31 protein-coding genes and 1 riboswitch are annotated in these 21,482 nt (G+C 55.3%); of the genes, 19 read left to right on the top strand and 12 right to left on the bottom strand.

What is annotated here, in order from left to right; translation table 11 throughout:
- The first annotated feature begins 7 nt into the window (after positions 1-7).
- From rplX to ELY38_RS16055, 17 genes are all read left to right on the top strand, one after another.
- Positions 8-322, top strand: a complete 315-nt coding sequence (gene rplX, locus ELY38_RS16135) for a 50S ribosomal protein L24 (protein WP_007111996.1) — start codon at positions 8-10, stop codon at positions 320-322.
- Between the two features lie 18 nt (positions 323-340).
- On the top strand, positions 341-880 hold the full coding sequence (gene rplE, locus ELY38_RS16130; protein ID WP_127063234.1) for a 50S ribosomal protein L5: 540 nt from the start codon (positions 341-343) through the stop codon (positions 878-880).
- Between the two features lie 10 nt (positions 881-890).
- Positions 891-1,196 (top strand): 30S ribosomal protein S14, encoded by a 306-nt coding sequence (gene rpsN, locus ELY38_RS16125; RefSeq protein WP_127063233.1) that lies wholly within the window; start codon positions 891-893, stop codon positions 1,194-1,196.
- 32 nt (positions 1,197-1,228) lie between these two features.
- Positions 1,229-1,621 carry a 30S ribosomal protein S8 gene (gene rpsH / locus ELY38_RS16120; protein WP_126949728.1) on the top strand — a complete coding sequence of 131 codons (393 nt, stop codon included), beginning with the start codon at positions 1,229-1,231 and terminating at the stop codon, positions 1,619-1,621.
- 9 nt (positions 1,622-1,630) lie between these two features.
- Complete coding sequence (gene rplF / locus ELY38_RS16115) at positions 1,631-2,161, top strand: 50S ribosomal protein L6 (protein ID WP_127063232.1); 531 nt, start codon at positions 1,631-1,633, stop codon at positions 2,159-2,161.
- A 9-nt stretch (positions 2,162-2,170) separates the two neighbouring features.
- Complete coding sequence (gene rplR / locus ELY38_RS16110) at positions 2,171-2,521, top strand: 50S ribosomal protein L18 (RefSeq protein WP_008959159.1); 351 nt, start codon at positions 2,171-2,173, stop codon at positions 2,519-2,521.
- 11 nt (positions 2,522-2,532) lie between these two features.
- Entirely contained in the window at positions 2,533-3,033 is a 501-nt protein-coding gene (gene rpsE / locus ELY38_RS16105; RefSeq protein WP_071695005.1) for a 30S ribosomal protein S5, read from the top strand.
- Positions 3,034-3,039: 6 nt separating this feature from the next.
- Complete coding sequence (rpmD, locus tag ELY38_RS16100; RefSeq protein WP_126949726.1) at positions 3,040-3,222, top strand: 50S ribosomal protein L30; 183 nt, start codon at positions 3,040-3,042, stop codon at positions 3,220-3,222.
- Between the two features lie 3 nt (positions 3,223-3,225).
- On the top strand, positions 3,226-3,660 hold the full coding sequence (gene rplO / locus ELY38_RS16095; RefSeq protein ID WP_030074208.1) for a 50S ribosomal protein L15: 435 nt from the start codon (positions 3,226-3,228) through the stop codon (positions 3,658-3,660).
- Positions 3,661-4,992 carry a preprotein translocase subunit SecY gene (gene secY / locus ELY38_RS16090; RefSeq protein ID WP_126949725.1) on the top strand — a complete coding sequence of 444 codons (1,332 nt, stop codon included), beginning with the start codon at positions 3,661-3,663 and terminating at the stop codon, positions 4,990-4,992.
- A 27-nt stretch (positions 4,993-5,019) separates the two neighbouring features.
- The gene (gene rpmJ, locus ELY38_RS16085) at positions 5,020-5,133 is read left to right on the top strand and encodes a 50S ribosomal protein L36 (protein WP_081139244.1); all 114 of its coding nucleotides are present in this window, start codon (positions 5,020-5,022) and stop codon (positions 5,131-5,133) included.
- 123 nt (positions 5,134-5,256) lie between these two features.
- Positions 5,257-5,613 (top strand): 30S ribosomal protein S13, encoded by a 357-nt coding sequence (gene rpsM / locus ELY38_RS16080; protein ID WP_018917719.1) that lies wholly within the window; start codon positions 5,257-5,259, stop codon positions 5,611-5,613.
- Positions 5,614-5,652: 39 nt separating this feature from the next.
- A complete protein-coding gene (gene rpsK, locus ELY38_RS16075; RefSeq protein WP_009099028.1) occupies positions 5,653-6,039 on the top strand; it encodes a 30S ribosomal protein S11 in 387 nt (128 codons plus the stop codon).
- 12 nt (positions 6,040-6,051) lie between these two features.
- Positions 6,052-6,672: a 30S ribosomal protein S4 gene (gene rpsD / locus ELY38_RS16070; protein WP_127063231.1), complete on the top strand. Its 621-nt coding sequence runs from the start codon at positions 6,052-6,054 to the stop codon at positions 6,670-6,672.
- Positions 6,673-6,793: 121 nt separating this feature from the next.
- Positions 6,794-7,789: a DNA-directed RNA polymerase subunit alpha gene (locus ELY38_RS16065; RefSeq protein WP_126949723.1), complete on the top strand. Its 996-nt coding sequence runs from the start codon at positions 6,794-6,796 to the stop codon at positions 7,787-7,789.
- A 39-nt stretch (positions 7,790-7,828) separates the two neighbouring features.
- A complete protein-coding gene (rplQ, locus tag ELY38_RS16060) occupies positions 7,829-8,215 on the top strand; it encodes a 50S ribosomal protein L17 (protein WP_126949722.1) in 387 nt (128 codons plus the stop codon).
- 388 nt (positions 8,216-8,603) lie between these two features.
- Positions 8,604-9,965: a D-alanyl-D-alanine carboxypeptidase family protein gene (locus ELY38_RS16055; protein ID WP_246009171.1), complete on the top strand. Its 1,362-nt coding sequence runs from the start codon at positions 8,604-8,606 to the stop codon at positions 9,963-9,965.
- A gap of 110 nt (positions 9,966-10,075) precedes the next feature.
- On the opposite strand, the gene ELY38_RS16050 is transcribed toward ELY38_RS16055, so the two are convergent.
- From ELY38_RS16050 to ELY38_RS16025, 6 genes are all read right to left on the bottom strand, one after another.
- Positions 10,076-10,813, bottom strand: coding sequence for a DODA-type extradiol aromatic ring-opening family dioxygenase (locus ELY38_RS16050; protein ID WP_127063230.1), 738 nt, complete (start codon positions 10,811-10,813; stop codon positions 10,076-10,078).
- 54 nt (positions 10,814-10,867) lie between these two features.
- On the bottom strand, positions 10,868-11,281 hold the full coding sequence (locus ELY38_RS16045) for a DoxX family protein (protein WP_127063229.1): 414 nt from the start codon (positions 11,279-11,281) through the stop codon (positions 10,868-10,870).
- Positions 11,282-11,367: 86 nt separating this feature from the next.
- Entirely contained in the window at positions 11,368-12,288 is a 921-nt protein-coding gene (locus tag ELY38_RS16040; protein WP_127063228.1) for a LysR family transcriptional regulator, read from the bottom strand.
- A 10-nt stretch (positions 12,289-12,298) separates the two neighbouring features.
- The gene (gene thiE / locus ELY38_RS16035; RefSeq protein WP_127063227.1) at positions 12,299-12,919 is read right to left on the bottom strand and encodes a thiamine phosphate synthase; all 621 of its coding nucleotides are present in this window, start codon (positions 12,917-12,919) and stop codon (positions 12,299-12,301) included.
- On the bottom strand, positions 12,919-13,719 hold the full coding sequence (gene thiM / locus ELY38_RS16030) for a hydroxyethylthiazole kinase (RefSeq protein ID WP_127063226.1): 801 nt from the start codon (positions 13,717-13,719) through the stop codon (positions 12,919-12,921). Before thiM ends, thiE begins: the two co-directional genes overlap by 1 nt.
- A 26-nt stretch (positions 13,720-13,745) precedes the next feature.
- Positions 13,746-13,841, bottom strand: a riboswitch (TPP riboswitch).
- Positions 13,842-13,943: 102 nt separating this feature from the next.
- Positions 13,944-14,318 (bottom strand): DUF2237 family protein, encoded by a 375-nt coding sequence (locus tag ELY38_RS16025; RefSeq protein ID WP_127063225.1) that lies wholly within the window; start codon positions 14,316-14,318, stop codon positions 13,944-13,946.
- 175 nt (positions 14,319-14,493) lie between these two features.
- Here ELY38_RS16025 and gloA point away from each other — a divergent pair, with 175 nt between their 5' ends.
- The gene (gene gloA / locus ELY38_RS16020) at positions 14,494-15,027 is read left to right on the top strand and encodes a lactoylglutathione lyase (protein WP_127063224.1); all 534 of its coding nucleotides are present in this window, start codon (positions 14,494-14,496) and stop codon (positions 15,025-15,027) included.
- Between the two features lies 1 nt (position 15,028).
- Positions 15,029-15,397 (top strand): DUF6164 family protein, encoded by a 369-nt coding sequence (locus tag ELY38_RS16015; RefSeq protein WP_127063223.1) that lies wholly within the window; start codon positions 15,029-15,031, stop codon positions 15,395-15,397.
- 8 nt (positions 15,398-15,405) lie between these two features.
- Here the strand turns inward: ELY38_RS16015 and ELY38_RS16010 are convergent, their stop codons facing one another.
- The 6 genes from ELY38_RS16010 to ampC form a co-directional block, all read right to left on the bottom strand.
- Entirely contained in the window at positions 15,406-16,071 is a 666-nt protein-coding gene (locus ELY38_RS16010; protein ID WP_127063222.1) for a cupin domain-containing protein, read from the bottom strand.
- Between the two features lie 70 nt (positions 16,072-16,141).
- Positions 16,142-17,284, bottom strand: a complete 1,143-nt coding sequence (locus tag ELY38_RS16005; RefSeq protein WP_127063221.1) for a glycoside hydrolase family protein — start codon at positions 17,282-17,284, stop codon at positions 16,142-16,144.
- Between the two features lie 35 nt (positions 17,285-17,319).
- Positions 17,320-18,480, bottom strand: coding sequence for a UDP-galactopyranose mutase (gene glf / locus ELY38_RS16000; protein WP_127063220.1), 1,161 nt, complete (start codon positions 18,478-18,480; stop codon positions 17,320-17,322).
- Positions 18,477-19,505: a glycosyltransferase family 1 protein gene (locus ELY38_RS15995; protein WP_246009170.1), complete on the bottom strand. Its 1,029-nt coding sequence runs from the start codon at positions 19,503-19,505 to the stop codon at positions 18,477-18,479. Before ELY38_RS15995 ends, glf begins: the two co-directional genes overlap by 4 nt.
- A gap of 170 nt (positions 19,506-19,675) precedes the next feature.
- Positions 19,676-19,864, bottom strand: coding sequence for an NAD-dependent epimerase/dehydratase family protein (locus ELY38_RS15990; protein WP_127063218.1), 189 nt, complete (start codon positions 19,862-19,864; stop codon positions 19,676-19,678).
- Positions 19,865-20,263: 399 nt separating this feature from the next.
- The gene (ampC, locus tag ELY38_RS15985) at positions 20,264-21,427 is read right to left on the bottom strand and encodes a class C beta-lactamase (protein ID WP_422822347.1); all 1,164 of its coding nucleotides are present in this window, start codon (positions 21,425-21,427) and stop codon (positions 20,264-20,266) included.
- Positions 21,428-21,482: the final 55 nt, after the last annotated feature.

Genomic DNA, 21,482 nt, shown 5'->3' with positions numbered 1-21,482 from the left:
GGCGGATATGCAAAAGATCAAACGTGACGATGAAGTCATCGTCATCGCCGGGAAGGATAAAGGCAAACGTGGCACCGTTAAGCGGGTATTAGAAAACCGCTTCTTGGTGTCCGGTGTGAACATGATTAAACGTCACACCAAGCCGAATCCCATGGCGGGAAATCAGGGCGGTATCGTCGAGCGTGAGGCTCCGATTCACGCGTCCAACGTAGCCATCTTCAATTCGGAGACCGGTAAGGCGGATCGCGTCGGCTTCCAAGTTAAGGAAGACGGTACCAAGGTACGTATCTACAAGTCGACGCAGACGCAGATCGACGCCTAACGCGAGTCGGGTAGCACAATGGCGAACTTGAAAGAACGTTATCAAAACGAGGTGGTAGCTCAGCTCAAAGAGCAGTTCAGCTACGCCAACGTAATGCAGGTACCCCGGATCACGAAAGTGACTCTGAACATGGGTATCGGCGAAGCGGTTAGTGATAAAAAGCTGATCGACAATGCCATCGGCGACCTGGAGAAACTTTCCGGTCAAAAGCCGCTGGTGACCAAGGCACGCAAGTCCATCGCGGGCTTCAAGGTGCGTGAAGGTTGGCCAATCGGTGTCAAAGTAACACTGCGCGCTGAGCGTATGTGGGACTTCCTGGACCGTCTGGTGAACATCGCAATCCCTCGCGTGCGTGACTTCCGTGGTCTTAACCCGAAGTCTTTTGACGGTCGCGGCAACTACTCCATGGGTGTACGTGAGCAGATCATCTTCCCGGAGATCGAGTATGATAAGATCGATCGTATCCGTGGGTTGGACGTCACTATCACTACTACCGCCAACACCGACGAGGAAGGTCGTGCGCTGCTAGCAGCGTTGAACTTCCCCTTCAAGAAATAAGGGTTGGATCATGGCTAAGAAAAGTATGATAGAGCGTGAGCTCAAGCGTACGCAGCTGGTCGAGAAGTATGCGGCCAAGCGTGCTGAGCTCAAGGCAATCATCTCAGACGTTAACACGTCTGAGGAAGAGCGCTTCGAGGCGACGCTGAAGCTGCAGCAACTGCCGCGCGACTCAAGCCCGGTTCGTCAGCGTAACCGCTGCCGCATCACGGGTCGTCCGCACGGTTTTTACAACAAGTTCGGCCTCGGCCGTAACAAGCTGCGTGAAGCCGCCATGCGTGGCGACGTCCCTGGTCTGAAAAAGTCCAGCTGGTAACGCTACGTAGAATCATCAGGAGCGCACATTAAATGAGCATGCAAGACACTCTGGCGGATATGTGTACCCGTATCCGCAATGCGCAGATGGCCACCAAAGAGACGGCAGTCATGCCGTCTTCCAAGCTGAAAGTGGAAGTGGCCCGCGTGCTAAAGGAAGAAGGTTACATTACCGACTTCACAGTAGCTGAAGGCGTCAAGCCCCAGCTGACCGTGACTCTCAAGTACTTTGAGGGCAAGCCGGTTATTGAGCACATTCAGCGTGTTTCCAAGCCGTCTTTGCGTCAGTACAAAGGCAAGGACAACCTGCCTAAGGTAGCCGACGGCCTGGGTATCGCGATTGTCACCACGTCAAATGGTGTCATGACCGATCGTGCCGCGCGCCAGGCGGGTGTCGGTGGCGAAGTCATCTGCACCGTATTCTAGGAGGCTGGAATGTCCCGCATAGCGAAATATCCGGTTAAAGTGCCTGCCGGCGTTGATATTAAAATCAACGACGACCAGCTGACCGCCAAAGGCGGCCAGGGCACGCTGTCAATGCCCATTCACCAGGACGTGGTGATTGGTCAGGAAGATGGCCAGCTGACCTTCGCCCCGAGTGAGTCTGCCAAGAGCTGGGCAATGGCCGGTACTACCCGCGCCTTGGTTCAGAACCTGGTAACGGGCGTATCTGAGGGTTTTACAAAAACTCTCGAAATTGTTGGCGTCGGTTATCGTGCCCAAGCAAAGGGCCAGACGCTCAATCTTTCACTGGGCTTCTCGCACCCGGTCGACTACCAACTGCCTGAAGGTGTCTCAGCGGAAACGCCGAAGAACACCACTATCGTGCTGAAAAGCGCGGACAAGCAGATGCTCGGTCAGTGCGCCGCGGAAATCCGCGCCTTCCGTCCGCCTGAGCCGTATAAAGGCAAGGGTGTTCGGTACGCCGACGAGCAGGTGCGTCGCAAAGAAGCCAAGAAGAAGTAAGGCAGGGTTATGAACGCGAAGAAAGAATCTCGTCTCCGTCGTGCCCGCCGCGCTCGCGCCAAGATCCGCGAGCTGGGCGTGTATCGCCTGTGCGTCAACCGTACCCCGCGTCACATCTATGCGCAGATTATCTCGCCGGATGGTGGCAAAGTGTTGGCCAGCGCTTCAACGCTGGACAAAGCACTGCGCGAGGGTGCGACCGGTAACTCAGATGCGGCCTCCAAGGTCGGTGCTCTGATTGCCGAACGCGCTAAAGAAGCAGGCATCACCCAGGTGGCCTTCGACCGTGCTGGCTTTAAGTATCACGGTCGCGTCAAGGCTCTGGCCGACGCCGCTCGTGAAGGCGGCCTGGAATTCTAAAGGGTTTTACGATGGCGAAGAACGAACAGCAAAGCGGCGATCTGCAAGAGAAGTTAGTGCAGGTTAACCGCGTCGCCAAGGTGGTCAAAGGTGGTCGTATTTTCGGCTTCACCGCACTGACCGTCGTTGGTGATGGTAAAGGTCGTGTCGGTTTCGGTCGTGGCAAGGCGCGTGAAGTGCCGGTCGCAATCCAGAAAGCGATGGACCAAGCTCGTCGCAATATGGTCAAGGTTAACCTCGCAGGCCACACCCTGCAGTACCCGGTAAAAGCCCGTCACGGTGCTTCCAAGGTGTACATGCAGCCGGCTTCCGAAGGTACCGGTATCATCGCCGGTGGCGCCATGCGCTCTGTACTAGAGCTTGCTGGTGTCCACGATGTACTGGCCAAGTGCTACGGTTCCACCAACCCGGTTAACGTGGTTCGAGCGACTGTTAAAGGTCTCTCTGCCATGCAGGCACCGGAAGACGTGGCCGCCAAGCGCGGTCTGTCTGTCGAAGCGATCACGGGGTAAGACACCATGGCAGCAACGATCAAGGTTACCCAGATCCGCAGCACCATCGGCGTTCTACCCAAGCACAAGGCTACTATGAAGGGCCTGGGTCTGCGTCGCATCGGTCACACGGTTGAGCTGGAAGACACCCCTGCCGTACGCGGCATGATCCACAAGGTTAACTACCTTGTGAGCGTTGAGGGAGAGTAATCCATGAAACTCAATACCCTGAGCCCGGCACCGGGCTCCAAGCACGCTGAAAAGCGCGTTGGTCGTGGTATCGGTTCCGGTCTGGGCAAGACCGGCGGCCGTGGTCACAAAGGCCAGAAATCACGCAGTGGCGGTAGCGTCAAGCCTGGTTTCGAAGGCGGTCAGATGCCGTTACAGCGTCGTCTGCCGAAGTTCGGCTTCACATCAGCCAAGTCGCTGGTGTCTGAAGAAGTGCGCCTGGCCGAGCTTGCTAAAGTTGCCGGTGACGAAGTCACCATGGAAACACTGAAGCAAGCCAACGTACTGAAGGATGCAACGCTACACGCGAAGATTATCCTTTCAGGCGAACTGAACAAAGCAGTTACCGTTCGTGGAATCAAGGTCACCAAAGGTGCCCGTGAAGCGATCGAAGCTGCTGGCGGCAAGGTAGAGGACTAAATGGCCAAGTCAGGAAATATGCCGGCGAAGGGCAACGGTCTGAGTGAACTGTGGGCGCGTTTGCGCTTCGTGCTCCTCGCCATCGTGGTGTACCGTATTGGTGCCCATATTCCCGTGCCCGGTATCAATCCTGACCAGCTTGCTGCCTTGTTTAGGGAGCAACAGGGCACCATCCTGGGCATGTTCAACATGTTCTCGGGTGGCGCCCTGGAGCGCATGAGCGTCCTCGCGTTGGGCATAATGCCCTATATTTCAGCGTCGATTATCATGCAGCTGATGACTGCGGTCTCACCCCATCTTGAACAGCTCAAGAAGGAAGGTGAGGCTGGCCGCCGAAAAATTAGCCAGTACACCCGCTACGGTACGGTGATACTGGCTCTTGTCCAGGCTACCGGTATGTCGGTGGGTCTGGCTAGCCAAGGCATCGCTTACAGCGCTGACTTTAGCTTCTATTTCACCGCCGTGATTACGTTTGTGTCAGGCGCGGTGTTTATGATGTGGCTAGGTGAGCAGATTACCGAAAAGGGGATTGGCAACGGTATTTCGCTGCTGATCTTCGCCGGTATCGTCGCTGGGCTGCCCAGTGCCGTAGGGCAAGCGTTCGAGCTCGCTCGTAACGAAGGGGCCTGGAATGTTCTCCCGCTGTTAGCGCTGTCAGTGCTAGGTATTGCCACCGTGGCATTCGTAGTGTTCATTGAGCGCGGCCAACGCCGCTTGAAAGTGAACTATCCACGTCGCCAGGTTGGCAATAAGATGTATGCAGGTCAAAGCAGCTACCTGCCTTTGAAAGTGAATATGGCAGGGGTAATCCCTGCAATCTTCGCTTCCAGTATTCTGCTCTTCCCGGCCTCAATCGGTCAGTGGGTAGGTGCTGGTGAAGGTATGGAGTGGTTGCAGCGAGCTTCTCAAGCGCTAGCCCCCGGGCAACCGCTTTACATCTTGCTTTTCGCGGCGGCAGTGGTATTCTTCTGCTTCTTTTACACAGCGCTGGTCTTCAATCCCAAGGATGTAGCTGACAATCTGAAAAAGTCAGGTGCGTTCCTGCCGGGCATTCGCCCCGGCGAGCAGACCGCTCGCTATATCGATAAAGTCATGACTCGTCTGACCTTATTCGGTGCCCTGTATATCACTGCGGTTTCCCTGATGCCCCAGTTCCTGATTGTTGCGTGGAATGTGCCATTTTTCTTTGGCGGCACCTCGCTTCTGATCGTGGTGGTGGTCATCATGGACTTCATGGCCCAGGTGCAATCGCATCTCATGTCGCATCAATATGACTCGGTGATGAAGAAGTCCAACCTGAAAGGCTACGGTAGCGGCGGCATCATGCGCTGAGGCGCGTCGCCCGTATTGGAGAGAACGATGAAAGTTCGAGCTTCCGTAAAGAAGATGTGCCGTAACTGCAAGATCATTCGTCGCAATGGCGCTGTCCGCGTTATCTGCGTCGAGCCACGGCACAAACAGCGTCAGGGCTAATTCCTACGCTGTTTTAAGTGGGTGTTTGGCATACCCCTTGCCTTAGGGCAGTTAAAGGGGTATGCTGTTGCGCCTTTTGTAGATGAATAAACGAGCAAGCCGCTCAAATTTCGGAGTAAGCTGATGGCCCGTATTGCAGGCGTCAATATCCCGGACAACAAGCATGCGGCGATCTCGCTGACCTATATCTTCGGGATTGGCCGTACCCGCGCTCAGCACATCTGTGCTGCTGCTGGTATCGAGCTGACTACCAAGATCCAGGATCTGTCTGGCGAAGAGCTAGATACCCTGCGTTCTGAAGTTGGTAAGTACACCGTAGAAGGCGACCTTCGTCGTGATGTTACGCTGAACATTAAGCGTCTCATGGACTTAGGCTGCTACCGTGGTCTGCGTCATCGTCGTAGTCTTCCGCTGCGTGGTCAGCGGACTAAGACTAACGCGCGCACCCGTAAGGGCCCGCGTAAGCCGATCCGCAAATAACACGCACGTTCTGGCGTAAAGACAGGAATAGACATCAACATGGCTAACCCGCGTAGTAACCGTAAAAAGGTTAAAAAGCAGGTTGTGGATGCCGTAGCGCATATCCATGCCTCTTTTAACAACACGATCGTGACGATCACAGACCGCCAGGGCAATGCTCTTTCTTGGGCAACTGCCGGTGGTTCGGGTTTTCGTGGTTCTCGCAAGAGCACCCCGTTCGCTGCTCAAGTAGCAAGCGAACGTGCAGCGACTGCTGCAGCCGAGTATGGTGTGAAAAACGTAGACGTACTGGTTAAAGGCCCAGGTCCCGGTCGTGAATCCGCCGTGCGCGCACTCAATGCCGCAGGCTTCCGCGTGCAAAGCATCGTAGACGCGACGCCCATTCCCCATAATGGCTGCCGTCCGCCTAAGAAACGCCGCGTTTAAGGAGACAGATTCATGGCTCGTTATATTGGACCGAAGTGCAAACTGTCTCGTCGTGAAGGCACCGATCTCTTTTTGAAGAGTGGCGTGACTCCGTTCGAGAAAAAGTGTAAATCCGAGCAAATCCCGGGTGTACACGGCCAACGTCGTCAGCGTCTTTCAGACTACGGCTTGCAGCTTCGTGAGAAGCAAAAAGTACGTCGTATGTATGGCGTACTCGAAAAACAGTTCCGTAACTACTACAAAGAAGCTGCTCGCCTGAAAGGCGCGACCGGTGAAGTATTGTTGCAGTTGCTTGAATCCCGACTGGATAACGTCGTCTACCGTATGGGCTTTGGCTCGACTCGCTCTGAAGCGCGTCAGCTTGTTAGCCACAAGGCGATTTCCGTGAACGGCCGCACCGTTAACGTTGCTTCTTATCAAGTGAAGCCGGGTGACGTTGTGTCCGTTCGCGAAAAGGCGAAGAACCAGGCTCGTATTCAAAGCGCGTTGTCCATTGCGGCCAACCGTGGCGATATCGTCTGGATCGAAATCGACGCCAAGAAGATGGAAGGCACTTTCAAGGCTCTGCCTGAACGCGGTGACCTGACTGCCGACATCAACGAAAACCTGATCGTCGAGCTGTACTCCAAGTAAGCGGCGTTAATTAATCTGCTTCTTGAAGCCTGGGCGGGGTAGCAAAGCTAACCGCCCAGACGCTCTTGAGTACGTGTTCTTAAGAACTCAGTATCCGTTTGGCAGCCTGAAAGGTGTTCATATGCAGCGTTCAGTGACAGAGTTTCTTCGTCCTCGCGACATCAAGGTCGAAGAAATCAGCGCACATCATGCCAAGATCGTTCTCGAACCGTTCGAGCGTGGTTTTGGTCACACCCTGGGGAATGCACTGCGTCGCATTCTGCTTTCGTCTATGCCCGGCGCTGCCGTGGTAGAGGCTGAAATTGCTGGTGTAGAGCACGAGTACAGTGCGATCGAAGGGGTGCAGGAAGATGTCATCGAAATCCTCCTGAACTTGAAAGATGTTGCGATCAAGATGCACAGCCGCGATGAGGCGGTGCTCTCGCTGAACAAGCAGGGCCCAGCCGTCGTCACTGCTGGCGACATTGCGCTTGATCATAGCGTCGAAATCGTCAACCCGGATCACGTCATTGCACATGTCAATGAAGGTGCCGAGCTGAAAATTCAGCTTAAGGTAGCGCTGGGTCGTGGTTACGAACCGGCTGACGCCCGTGGCTCTGATGAAGAGACCCGTGCTATTGGCCGCCTGCAGCTGGATGCCACCTTCAGCCCTGTCCGCCGCGTTTCCTACTCGGTTGAAGCCGCTCGTGTTGAGCAGCGCACCGATCTCGATAAGTTGATTATCGATCTGGAAACCGACGGTACTTTGGATCCGGAAGAGGCTATCCGTCGCAGTGCGACCATTCTGCAAGAGCAGCTGGCCGCCTTCGTCGACCTGGAAGCTGATAAAGAGCAGGAAGTCGAAGAGGAAGAGGATCATGTTGATCCAATCCTATTGCGCCCCGTAGACGATCTTGAGTTGACCGTTCGCAGCGCGAACTGCCTTAAAGCCGAGAATATTTACTACATCGGTGATCTTATCCAGCGCACTGAAGTTGAGCTGTTGAAGACACCGAACCTCGGTAAAAAATCCTTGAATGAAATCAAGGACGTTTTGGCGGCGCGCGGCTTGTCCCTCGGTATGCGGTTGGAAAGTTGGCCGCCCGCTAGCTTGAAGGACGACAAGGCCTCCGCGTGAGTGTCGACTCGAGTCCCAGTTTGGTAAGGAATTACAACCATGCGTCATCGTAAGAGTGGTCGTCATCTGAATCGCACCAGCTCGCATCGTCAGGCCATGTTCAAGAACATGTCTGTCTCGCTGGTCGAACATGAAGTCATCAAGACAACCCTGCCCAAGGCCAAGGAACTGCGTCGCGTTATCGAGCCGCTGATCACCTTAGCCAAGCAGGATAGCGTTGCGAACCGTCGTTTGGCGTTCTCTCGCACACGTTCCAAAGAAGCCGTCGGCAAACTGTTCAACGAGCTGGGTCCGCGTTACGCCGAGCGTCCGGGTGGTTACATCCGTATTCTCAAGTGCGGTTTCCGCGCTGGCGACAATGCGCCCATGGCGTACGTTGAGTTAGTAGACCGTCCGGTTGCCCAAGAAGCCGCTGCTGAAGAGTAAATCTTTAGTCGCGGTATCTTGAAGGCAGAATGAAAACCGACCCGATAGGGTCGGTTTTTTTATGCCCAGTTTTTATGCCCAGTTTTTATGTCAAGTTTATTGCGTCAAAACTATTTGCGCTGTGTCGCTGTGTCGCTGCGTTTGCAGGTCGCAAAGATTGTTCAGCGATGGATACGTGTGTTCTCGCTACATTTATACTCAGCACAGGCGTTAAATTGTACGGTTGGCATGCTAGTCTAGAGTGAGCTAATGGTGAGCTCTCAGGCTTGGCAAAAATCATTATCAGCGCTTTAATCGCGATGTAGGTGGCGCAGAATCCAGCGCGCCCAAGTTACGTCCGGACGTATGGGTTTCGTTTCCAGGGTAGATTAATCGGCAAGGGGCAGACATGGCGGCGAGGGGAGTTAACGATAATAAACTGGCGAGGGCGTGGCTAGCATTCACGATGCTGTTCTTGATGGCCTGCATGGCCGCTGATGCCGAGGCCAACCCGCGTTACGCAGGCATTGTGGTAGATCTTGATAACGGCGAAGTCCTTTACTCCGAAAACGCTGATGCGCCGCGCTATCCGGCATCGCTTACCAAGATGATGACGCTGTATCTCACCTTTGAAGCGCTGGAAAACGGCGAGCTGAGCCTTAACCAGCCGCTACCCGTTTCCGCTCAGGCGGCGGCCATGCCGGCTACCAAGCTTTGGCTGGCGGCAGGCAGCAGTATTCCTGTAGATACCGCCATTCGCGCGTTAGCAGTCCGTTCGGCTAACGATGTCGCGGTGGTAATTAGTGAGGCTCTAGGAGGCAGCGAGCAGCAGTTTGCCCGGTTAATGACTCAAAAGGCGCAAGAGCTGGGCATGAGTGCGACGACCTTTCGAAACGCTTCAGGGTTGCCCGATGACCAGCAAATAACATCTGCTCGGGATATGCTGACACTCTCGGTGCGCGTAATGCAGGATTTTCCCCAGTACTTCCATTATTTTGGACTGCAGGAGTTTACCTTTCGCGGCACACGCCATACCAGCCATAACCGTCTGGTGCGCGACTACCCCGGCGCTGATGGTTTAAAAACCGGCTTTATTCGTGCCTCTGGATTTAACGTGGCGACCACCGCTGTACATAATGGCCGCCGTTTAGTTGCCGTTGTCATGGGTGGCTTTAGTGCTGCATCCCGCGATACCCATATGGCCAGTTTGCTGGATAGGGGCTTTATGCGTGCTGAGTTGCGCGATCACCGCACCTGGATTGCCAATACCAGCTTCTCTCAAGAGTATATGGGGTTTGGAGCCCCGACCCCCCCCGTGGCTCCTCCGCGTCAGGCGCCGGTATACGCACCTAGCCAAATGCTGGCTAATGTTGAAACCACGACGGTTTCACCTACTCCAAATGCCAGAGTGGAGGAACAATTAGCCAAGATAACCATCGAGGGTCCTGGCGAAACGTCTACCGCTACTGATTCAGATCCGTTGCAGGACTTTATTCAAAGAGAGCGCCTTATTGAAGCGCCCCCAATAGGTGGCTGGGGTATCCAGGTTGGCGCGTTTAGTCAAGAAGCCCAGGCACATCAGTTGGCTCAGCAGGCCGCCCAGCGCTTGACCAATAGCCGGGCTGGGCGAGTTGCTGTGGATACCTTAGAAGGCCAGACACCGGTCTATCGGGCACGTCTGGTCGCCTTGGACGAACAGCATGCCAGGGAAGCCTGCCGCGAGCTGGAGCTTCAGGGCATGGAGTGCATGGTGGTTAACGCCAGCTTGTAAATCTCAGCCGATAAAAGCCCCTGTTGGTCGAGAGGTCTGATCTCAGCCAGCAGGGGCTTTCTTATGCCAGAATCTGGCAATCGATCTAGGATTAACTTACCCCGAAAAGCCTAGGCGAACGCATACACATCCATGGTCAGCACACCGTGCTCAACGCTGTGGTGCAGCTGACTCGCCTCGCCGCCCGCCCCCATAGCCACTAACAGCGGCTGAAAGTGTTCAGGTGTTGGGTGGTTGTCACGAGCATGCGGCGCTTCCTGCCAGTTAAGCAGTGCCTCACGATCATTATCAGCCAACCTGGTATTAACCCAGCTAGCGAATGTATCGACCCACCCGGGCGCCTGATTGTTCTGCGGCATGATTTCATACAGGTTATGCGTCAGGCTACCCGAGCCAATCACCAGGATGCCTTCGTCGCGAAGTACGGCTAGATATTTGCCTAACCCAGCCAGCTCGCCGTTTGACCAGCGCACAGGAAGCGATACCGAGACCACCGGAATATCAGCGCCAGGAAACATCAACGAAAGTGGCACCCAGGCGCCGTGATCGAACCCGCGCTCTACGCATTTGGCATCCAGGAGGGCCGCCACGCGTTGAGCGAGTGCTGGCTCGCCCGGGGCGGGGTACTGGCACTCGAACAGCTCGCGGGGAAAGCCGCCGAAATCGTGAATAGTGTCAGGCCAAGCGCTGATGCTGACCTCAGGCGAGGGGGTTTCCCAGTGCGCAGAAACCACCACGATGGCTTTGGGGCTTAACGTCTTGCCTAGCTCACGCAGAAAACGGTGCGCAGGCGTTGGGGTAAGGGCCAGCATGGGTGAGCCGTGTGAGATAAACAGACTGGGTAACATGGCGGATTCTCCTGGCAGTAAGCCCCGGCATTCAACCGGGGCATGTACAAAGGGTTAGCGGACGCGGCGATTAATAATAACGCTTCCGCCTCCCAGGCCTGCCTGCACCAGCAGGGCAACGGTCCAGAACAGCGGGAATTCCCAGCCGCCGCCGGTGTTGGAAAACAGCCAGCCGTTGCCCAGGTGGACGGACGTGGCTCCTATCAATAGCGGTATCATGGCAAGGCTGACCCAGCGTGTATAGATACCCAGTATCAATGCCAGGCCGCCTCCCAGCTCACCGATAATAGTCAGGTAAGCCATAAAACCGGGTAATCCCAGGGACTCGAAGTAGCTGACGGTGCCGGGCAGTGTGAACACGAACACTTTGAGCAAGCCGTGAGCAAAAGCCATGATACCCAGTGATACGCGCAGCAGCGCAATGGCATGAGGTTGAATGGCAGAAGCCGTTACAGCAGATGTTTGCATAGGGTGCTCCATTGAATGGTAATGGCGATCTCAATGAAGACACTTTACGTTTCTTTAAGGCGAAGATAATCCGCCATAAATGAACATCACTGTTGCACAATAGGCGACAATCCCATGTCACGCTCCCAAAGAGGTGGGCTGCCCCAGGCATTCGCCAGCAGCTCAATAAAGCGCTCCACCTTGGCAGGTAGGAAGTGTCGTGCCGGGTAGAGAGCGTGAATATCCAGCATCCGAGGGGCAATATGGGTTAAGACCGGCACCAGGCGTCCCTGGATAATACTCTCGGCCACCAGGAAGCTGGGTTGGTGGGCAATCCCCAGGCTTGCTTCGGCGGCGTGGGTCAGGACATCACCGTTATTGCTTTCAAGCGGGCCCTGGACAGCTAATGTCACATTGTCAAAGCGCCAGTCGCCATTGGCAGGGCCGCTGCGATAGCGCAGGCAGTGATGCTGCTTCAGTTCTTCAATAGTCGTGGGCGTACCATGCCGGGCAAGGTAGTCAGGAGAGGCGCAAAACAGCACCCGGCAGCGTGTCAAACGCCGCGCAATCAGGCTGGAGTCCGGCAGGCTGCCGATGCGAATGGCGACATCATAACCCTCTTCGAGAAGATCCACGCGTCGGTCGTTAAGATCAAGGCGCACTTCAAGGCTTGGGTGCTCGGCCATGAAGCGTGCTACCAAGGGAGAAAGGTGGCGAACACCAAAGCTCATCGGTCCGTTGATGCGCAAGTGGCCGCGCACCTCGGTAATGCCGCTGCCCACATCGGCGGCAGCTACATCAAGGGCCTGTAGAATAGACTGGGCATGAACAAGATAGCGCTCGCCCTCCGCGGTCAGGTGCAGGCGCCGCGTGGTACGCTGAATCAAACGCACGCCCAGGGAGGCTTCAAGTGCCATGACCAGCCGCGAAATACGGGTTCGCGAGAGCGACAGCGCCTCGGCCGCGCGGGTATAGCTTTTCAGCTCAGCCACGCGTACAAACGCAACGATTGACTCAAACGGAGGCATGGCTACTCGCCTAAAGCTTGGAGCGCGCAAAGGCGCGGGCGGCATCAAAAGGACTGGCCTGCCCGCAAATGGCAGAAATAACAGCAAGCCCGTGTGCGCCAGTCTGAAACACCTGCTCGGCATGTTCTGCCTTCAGTCCCCCGATGGCAACGCTTGGCAGTGATGAAGCGGCGGCCAGCTGCGCCAGGCCTTCAAACCCCAAGGGGGCAGCGTGGTCGCGCTTGCTGGGCGTGGCGAATACCGGGCCAAGGCCTACATAATCCAACAGGCTAATCGGCGCCGCATGCAGTTGCTCAAGGGTATTGATCGAAAGCCCTATAAGGGCATCCGGGCCGAGTGCGGCACGCGCCTCCTGGACGGCCGTATCGCTCTGGCCAACGTGCAGGCCGTCAGCGCCACTTTGCAGGGCAACTTCCAAACGGTCGTTGATCACCAGCGGCACGCCGCTACCCGCAAGTGCGGCCTTTAAGCGCTTTGCCTGGTCAATCATGTCGGCATCGCTTGCGTGCTTGTCGCGCAGCTGCACAAAACTGACGCCGCCTTTTACCGCCTCAACCACGGTGCGTTCAAGGCCGAAAGCCGCACATAGGCTTGCATCTGTGACCAAGTAAAGTGAAAGATCGAAACGCATCAGGCTTTCTCCAGGCCGGTAAACTGATCCAGATCTTCAGGCGTCAGCTGGTAAAAAGCATCCAACAGGGCGACCTGAAAGCTGCCGGGGCCTGCCGCCTGTTGCCCGGCGCGTGCCCCGGCAATGGCAAAACTGGCTACGGCGGTAGCGGTGGCTGCCAGCGGTGCTTCAGGCCTGGCGGCGATAAACGCGGCAACACAAGCGCTCAAGGCGCAGCCTAAGGTGGTCACCCGCGGCATTAATGCGTGCCCACCCGTAATGCGCCACTGCTGGGTACCATCGGTTATGAAGTCACTCTCGCCGGTCATCGCCACGATACAGCCCTGCCGCTTGGCAAGCGCGATGGCGCTTTCACGTGCCTCCTCGGTGGAAGCAGTGGCATCCACGCCGCGGCCAGCATTAGCAAGGCCTGCCAGGGCCATGATTTCCGAGGCATTACCGCGAATAGCGCTGGGTTGATACGTCAGTAGCGTTTGGGAAAGCGTCTGGCGGTAGCGGGTCGCACCTACCGCGACCGGATCAAACACCCAAGGGGTGTTGCTCTCTTGCGCAGTACTCGCCGCCAGCTGCATGCCTTCTGCCCAGGCGGGCGAAGGCGTGCCAATATTGATTGAGAGTGCACTAGCCAAGCGCGTAAACTCGGCAACCTCCTCAGGCGCATGGAGCATGGCAGGAGAAGCGCCAATCGCCAGCAGGCAGTTAGCCGTGCTGTTCATCGCCACATAGTTGGTAATGCAATGCACCAGCGGCGTGGCACGTTGTAAGGCAAAGAGCGCGTCGCTCAGCGGAAGTGATGTCATGGCCACCTCGCAGCGTAGATCGGGTGTTAAATGACACCGCGACTTCCTACGCCGGTATTATCCGGTTCAGGTTCAAAGGGTGCATCTCAGCCTGAAGTGATCAGGCGCCCCTGTCGATTCGGCTACTATCCTTGCCTTGGGCGAAGGTGTAAAGCGCAAGCGGCGGATAAAACGAGGATTTATTGAAGGCAAGCGGTGGAGCAGAGTAATGACGGTCGGCTACGCTAATGAACAAGATCAAGGGCGTGCTGGCGCAGTATCTCCAGAGTCGTAAACGCAAGCGCTCGTTCATTGGTACCCGACAGAATCACCGGTGGCGCCAATCCCATATCGACAGCCTGCTGCCAAAGGCTTGCGCATAAGCACCAGCGGTCGCCAGGGGCAAGGCCAGGAAAGCCAAACTCAGGCCTGGGCGTCGCCAGATCATTGCCTTGCGCCTTGGAAAAGGTGAGAAACTCATCGGTCATGATGGCGCATACCGCATGAACGCCAGCATCTTCAGGCCCCACACGACAAAAGCCATCCCGGTAAAAGCCCGTTTTTGGTAAATGGCAGCAAGGCGTCAGGGGTTCGCCCAGCACATTTAGATCACGAGACATGTCTTCTACCTATCGTCGGGGCTGGAAAAATCGCTTTTCTGCCCACATGGTTAGTGCCATGCGTTATTCAAGCAGGGCGGCATGATTAAGTTACAGGCTTGTACATTGCTACAACTTTGTCAAAGATAGACGCTCAATCGACCCATTTATCAGCAAAATGCCTAAGGATCCTAAGATGAATTTTCAAGGTGAGCAGCACCCCGGTATCGCCCCCTCTGCGCCACAGACCCAAGGGTTTCGGTTAAATCACACAATGCTGCGGGCCAAGGACCCCGAACGCTCGCTGGCGTTCTACTCCAAGGTATTCGGCATGCAGGTACTGCGGCGCCTGGATTTCGAAGAGATGCAGTTTTCGCTCTATTTTCTGGCCAATCTTGAGGCCGGCGACCAAGTGCCGGAAGACATTCAGGCCCGCACCGCCTGGACGTTCAGCCAGAAGGGGCTGCTTGAACTGACCCATAACTGGGGCACGGAAGATAAGGACGAGTTTGCCTATCACGATGGCAATGCCGAGCCTCAGGGCTTTGGGCATATCTGTTTCAGCGTGCCGGATTTAGCTGCCGCCCAGGCGTGGTTTGATGAACACGAGGTGACGTTTGTAAAACGTGCCGACCAGGGCAAAATGCAGGATGTAATTTTCGTCAAAGACCCGGACGGCTACTGGATCGAAGTGATTCAGGCGGATCTGATGGCGGCCATGGGTAACTAGGATGGCACATTTGCTGTTTCGGCTGCGTTACGTGACCGATGAAGAAGCCATGGAGGTGCGCACGCTGCTGGCAGAACAGGGCTTTGATACCTATGAAACCCAAGCGGGATTTTTCCGCTTGGGGGTGGATGCCATCTGGCTACGTGATGAAAGCCAGCGTGACGCCGCCGAAACGGCGCTTGCTACCTATCAGGCAGCGCGTTTTGATCAGGCCCAGCGCGAGTTGCACGAGGCCCGGGCGCAAGGCAGGTTGCCAACGCTTTGGCAGCGGCTTGTTGAACATCCTGCCCAAGTAGTTTTGGTACTAGTAGCGGTTGGCTTGATCGGCGCACTCACGCTGTTGCCCTTTCTGGGCCTGATGCGTGGTTAGTTAGTGCATCAGGCGGCGGGCAGATGGCCGCGCTTAAGGTACATCATGACCCCATCGCTACCGGCCGTTAATACAGGCGTGGCGCCACTGGGATAACGGCACCAGGTACCCGCCGAGTAGTTCTGCTCGCCGTCGCTTAGCGTGCCTTCCAGCACAAACAATTCCAAACCGCCTTTAAGTGTTGGATAAGCAATAGACGTGCCTTCCGCCCAGCGCTCAAGGCTCACGCGCTCTTGCCTGAAGGTATGCAGCATCTTGTAGGCAATGTGAGGCCGTCGGTCGGGCTGCCAGGGCAGCCGATGGGCGGGTACGGCCAGCTGCAGCGTATCGGTCAAGTCAAACTGGTGGAGCTTGACGAAAATAAGTGCGCCTTCATCGCCAATCTGAGGTGTATGGTGCGTACCCACGGGGTTGCGTAAATAGCTGCCCGCCGGGTAACGGCCATGCTCATCGGCGAACACGCCTTCAAGTACCAATATTTCTTCGCCGCCCCCGTGAGTGTGGGCACTAAACTGGCTATTGGGGGCATAGCGCACCAAGCTCGTGGCACGGGCTACTTCGTCGCCAATTCGGTCCAGCATCATGCGCGTAACGCCTGCACTGGGGGCATCTACCCACTGGTACTGCTCGGGCGTGATACAGGCAAACTGCGAGAAATCGGCATTCAGGTGCATGGTGTGCGCTCATTGGCGTATTAGTCCGCCTAGTCTCGATAGTTAAACCGGTAATTGCAACCCGGCAATGCTATGCGTTGAGCGCCTCAAGTATTGGCCGGTTTTCAAAGCGCCGCCGCTGGAACGTCAATTCATTTGCCAGCGGTGAGAAGACGGGGCGCTGGCCCTGAGCGTCGGCATACCCCAGTAGGCCCGTTCTGCAGTGGCGGTTATTTTCCCACCCGGGATAATCAGTGACCGGATACAGGCAGATGCCCTCAACAGGAATGTGCTGGCGCAGGGCTATGTCGACCTGCTCGCACACATAACGTACCCACGGTACGCGGCGCTCGCATTCAGCGCCTGTTTCCGCAATCAGCAGCGGCTTTCCATAACGCTGATAAGCATCGGCTAAAAGCTGATGGAAAGGGCGGTAATCGGGGCTATCCATGGGAATATCCTGACGATTGGCGTACCACTGGTTATGCGGATAATAGTTCACCCCCATAATATCCATGTAGGCAGGCTGGCCACCTAGCTCAGGGTGAAGGTAGCCACACAGCATATCCCACGCCGTGTACTGCTCGAATTTGAGCCGCTCGGCGCGCTCGCGATCCCGCCGCCGGGTTGAGCGGGATACCACGTGGATAATGGGGTCGACCTGAATAAAGCGCGTCTTGGGTGAGATTTCCCGAATCGCTTCCATGGCGGCAATGGCGGCGCGTACCAGCTGACATTTAAGCTCATCGCCCCGGCGGCGCACGGTCGGGTTGAAGTGGGCCACGCTCCCCCCGGCCCAGGCCCAGAAGGAGATTTCATTAAGCGGAGTAATAAGCGGTGCTTCAACGCCTTCATCGCGTAAAAGCCGCGTAGCGGCGGCGGCATAGGCGGCAAAGCGCTCGACAAATTCAGCCTTGAAGATATCAATATCATCCGGCCAGCCGTAGTGACATAAGTCCCAGATGACCTCGGTATGCTGCGCCTTGGCCGCACGTATCATTGGCAGCACGCTGCTCCAATCGTAACGGCCTTTGGCGGTCTCGATAAGATGCCAGCGCATGCCGTCACGTACGCTGTGAATGGCGTGATGGGCGAGCGCTGCGTAGTCATTACTGGCGTACTGATCGTGCCGGGTTCCGGCGATCAAATCCAGGCGACGCCCATCCCGGCGGCGATGGGTAGAGCACTCGAACCCTCCCAGAAAAAAGCTTTTAAACAGACTCGGCTGATGCATGCCGTTTTACGCCCTTGTCGGTGAAGCGGTGCATCTTAGCTTACCCGCGTTTCGTCGACTGGCGCCAATGAATCACCGGCATGTGCCTCAGCCAGATACTCGAAGGTGGCCAGGGCCTGGCCCACCACCTGATCCATATTGTAATAGCGGTAGCTGCCCAGGCGGCCCAGAAAGGTGACCCCTGGCGTGGCATTGGCCAGCGCACGGTAGCGCCGGTAAAGCTCGGTGTTCTCGGCTCGGGGGATGGGGTAGTAAGGGTCGCCCTGGTCGGTGGGGAATTCATAGGTCACGCTGGTTTTGGGGTGCTGCTGCCCGGTCAGGTACTTGTACTCGGTGATCCGAGTGTAGGGCACGTCCTCTGACGGGTAGTTGACCACGCCCACCGGCTGGAACACCTCTTGGTTCAGCGTTTCATGCTGAAAGCGCAGGCAGCGATAGGGCAGCTTGCCCAGCTGGTAACCAAAGTACTCATCAATCGGCCCTGTATAGATCAAGTGGTGGTAATCGACCTGGTCACGCACCGCTTCAAAATCCACCCCTAACTGAAGTGTAATATTAGGGTGGGCAAGCAGGTTCTCGAAAAGAGCGGTGTACCCATCCTTGGGCATTATTTGAAAACTATCCGTGAAATAGCGGTCATCGGTATTGGTACGGGTGGGTACGCGAGCCGTCACCGATTTATCCAGCTCAGATGGGTCAAGCCCCCATTGTTTACGTGTATAACCGCGAAAAAACATCTCATAAAGCTCGCGGCCTACCTGGCTGACTACCACATCTTCAGAGGTGCGAATATTCTCAACCGGCTCGGCGCGTGAGGTGAGAAACTCAGCCGCTTGCGTCTCATCCAGGTCCAGGTCATAGAGCATGTTAAGCGTGGTCAGGTTAATGGGGATGGGTACCTGCTGGTCATTTACCTGAGCCAGCACGCGGTGCTCATAGGGGCGCCATTCGGTGAACTGGGAGAGATAATCGACAATGCGTTGGGCGTTGGTATGAAAAATATGCGGGCCATAACGGTGCACCCACACGCCATCCTCGTTGTAATGATCAAACGCATTGCCCGCAATATGCGGGCGCCGGTCAATTACCATCACGCGCTTGCCCAACTGAGTAGCAAGCCGTTCGGCCAGCACGCTACCCGCGAAGCCTGCGCCCACAATCAAGTAGTCATAGGAACCACTTGGAGTACGTTTCATACTGCACATCGCATTTGCTCCTCCATCAGCTTCCAGGTGGTATCCCACGACATATCGCTCAGTGCCGCATCGGCCAATTGCCACACGCGCTCATGGTGTGGAAGTTCCTTAAGTGATTCCTCAATGGCCCTGATAAACTCCTCCGGCGTCTTGGCGATCTTGACCACGCCGCTATCCCCGTAGGTGCGTATCACATCGGCAATCGGCGTCGAAACGACCAGCCGCCCGCCCGCCAAGTATTCTGGTGTTTTGGTTGGGCTGATAAACCGCGTCGCTTCGTTGAGTGCAAAGGGCATAAGCGCCACGTCCCAGCTGGCCAGATACTGAGGCAGCTCAGCGTAGGATTTAGGGCCCAGGTAGTGGATGTTGGGTAGCTTGGGGAGGGTGTCGGGGTCGATCTTGACCACCGGGCCAATCAAGATGAATTGCCATTCAGGCCGCTGAGTGGCGGCTTTCTCTAATAGCGCAATATCCAGACGCTCATCAATGACCCCAAAAAAACCCAGGCGCGGCCGGGGCAGCGATGCTTGATCCTCTGGTTCCGGCTGGGGCTTGCGGGCGGCGCCAAAGTGAGCAATATCCACGCTGCTGGGGAAGGGATGCACGTTGTCATGCAGTTGGCGCTTGGCCTCGAACAGGCTGATACCCCCGGTAAAGATGAGATCGGCACGTTCAATCAGGCGGCGCTCCTGCTCCACCAGCGAAGGTGGGGCCCCGCGGAATGCGGAAAGTTCGTCCATGCAGTCATAAACGGTTAGCCGCGGCCGCAAATGGTCGGAGTAGGGCAGGCTCATGGGGGTGTAGTACCATGAAATAATATCGCTGGCGGCTATTTCAGCTAAGTACTCATCCAGCAAATTACGCTGGGCGTCGACTGCTATAGCGCCTTGGTAGGTTTCCGGCAAGTGGGGGACCAGGACATGTAGGTTGTCTTCAAGGCGTTTTTCAAGCCATGGCATATCAATATCGGTGAATACCGCTTCTTCAAAAAACAGTACGTGATAAGTTGTCGCGAAACGCGACATTAAATGTTGAGGTCGTTGGTAGACAAACCGCCAGCGTAAATGTGAAAAACAAACTAATACGGTTTTATGAGGTGCTTTATTAGCTATTGAAGTACTTTTAGATGAAGCTTTGATTGGTTGAGCTTTTTCAATGTCAGAGGGTTCGGCTGTCCAACGCATGACCAATCTCCTTAATTAATAAAAGAAGACTTACTTTTAACTGCTGATAACGTTGCAGAAAAGTAAACTTCCTTTTCCTTTTTCTTACCGTATATTTGTAAATATTTATTGATGCTATTATTGTTTAAGACAATAACTTCATGGCCAGCTTCAAGAAGCCGTTTAACAGTATGAGAGCCAATATAGCCACACCCACCCACCCCTAATAATCTAGATACAACCTGATGATTTCATAAAAGTGAATTTAGTTGAGTAATAAAAATGCTAGGCTGGCGATTGTTGTTAATCATAATTTACTTTAGTGTTGATGCTGGCTTACTTGTTAATGATGTAAATTAAGATATAGCGATAAATGCTAGTTTAATCCAATAATAAATAAAGCTATTTGGGATATTTAATCAATATCAATAGTTAATATAATATTCAAAATACAACAAAAATTATAATTAGTTTATATATTTTTAAATGGCTATATAAATTAACTAGCGTGAGTGTATTGTGTGCCCCGTACGCTTAAAAACATAATCAAGGAGGCGATATCAGAAATAACTGATATCGCCATCCTTGATGGCAAGCCCATCAATGCGCTGGGGCTTAACTCAAGGCGCTTCTGCCAGTACCGTTAGAATATGATGGGCGGCCGCGATACGCGCCTGGTTGGGGTAATTCCGGTTTGCCAGCATGACAATCCCCAATTGCTGGCTGGGGATAAAGGCTAGGTAGGCACCGAATCCGTTGGTCGAGCCAGTCTTGTTAAACCAGATGTTCTGGCTTGCCGGTAGCGGCGGCTGTAAGCGCTCCGCTGCATTGGCCTCCAGCACCATCTCAAGTGAGTTCCCGGCGCGTAACTGTTCAATTGATACCGGGTAAGCATAACGCTCCCAGCCCAGGCCCTGAGCCATGCCCCCCATATTGAAATACCCCCTTCGCGTTATCTCCAGCGCCTCACGCAGCGTGTCATCCGGTGCTGAGCCGTGCATATGGGCATCGACAAAGGTCAGCACATCGGCGGCCGTTGACTTCATTCCATAGGCTTCTGCATCCAGCACGCCTGGGTTCACACGGATGGGCTCATCTTCTTTTGAATAGCCAAAGGCATAATTCGCCTGCTGCTGGTGGGGTACCTGAAAGAAGCTGTGATCAAGGTCCAAAGGAGAGAACAGATGGTTCTTCATCAGCGCCTCGAACGGCTGGCCTAGGCGCTGAGCGGTCAGATAGCCGAGTAACCCGATGCTTGGGTTGGAATACAACCGGTGGCTGCCGGGGGGGAAGTCAGGTTCCCATTGGCGATAGTAGCTGAGCATGTCAGTTTCGTTTTTAACGTTATCCGGAAACTGTAAAGGCAGGCCGCCAGCTGTATAAGTGCCCAGTTCCAGCAAACTGATGTCATCAAAAGCGCTCTCTTCCAGCGCTGGCAGATAATGGCTGGCGGGGTCGGATAACGACAGATCACCGCTGGCATCAAAGTAAGCGGCCAGCGCCGCGGTAAAAACTTTGCTAACGGAGCCAAGCTCGAACAGGGTATCCGCCGTTACCGGCACGTCTGCCTCCTGATCGGCGATACCATAATTAAAGTAATGCTGTCGGCCATTAACACTCAAGGCAACGGCCATGCCCGGGATGCGATGCTCTTCCATTAGTGCCGTTATAGTGTCGTTAACCAGAGGCTCAATGTGTACGCTGCCGTGTGCGTCGCCAGCCCAGGTGAATGTGCTTATGCTCAAAGAACCTGCCGCGATAAGACAAATGTTTGCTGCTAACATCCTACTCATGCTGAAACCCCGTTACTTGTTGGTCAATAGAATTGGGCGCTGGCCC

This window comes from Vreelandella nanhaiensis, assembly GCF_003990185.1.
Lineage (GTDB): Bacteria > Pseudomonadota > Gammaproteobacteria > Pseudomonadales > Halomonadaceae > Vreelandella > Vreelandella nanhaiensis.
Note: the sequence above shows the minus strand (reverse complement) of the source record. Positions and strands in the feature narration are given on the sequence as shown.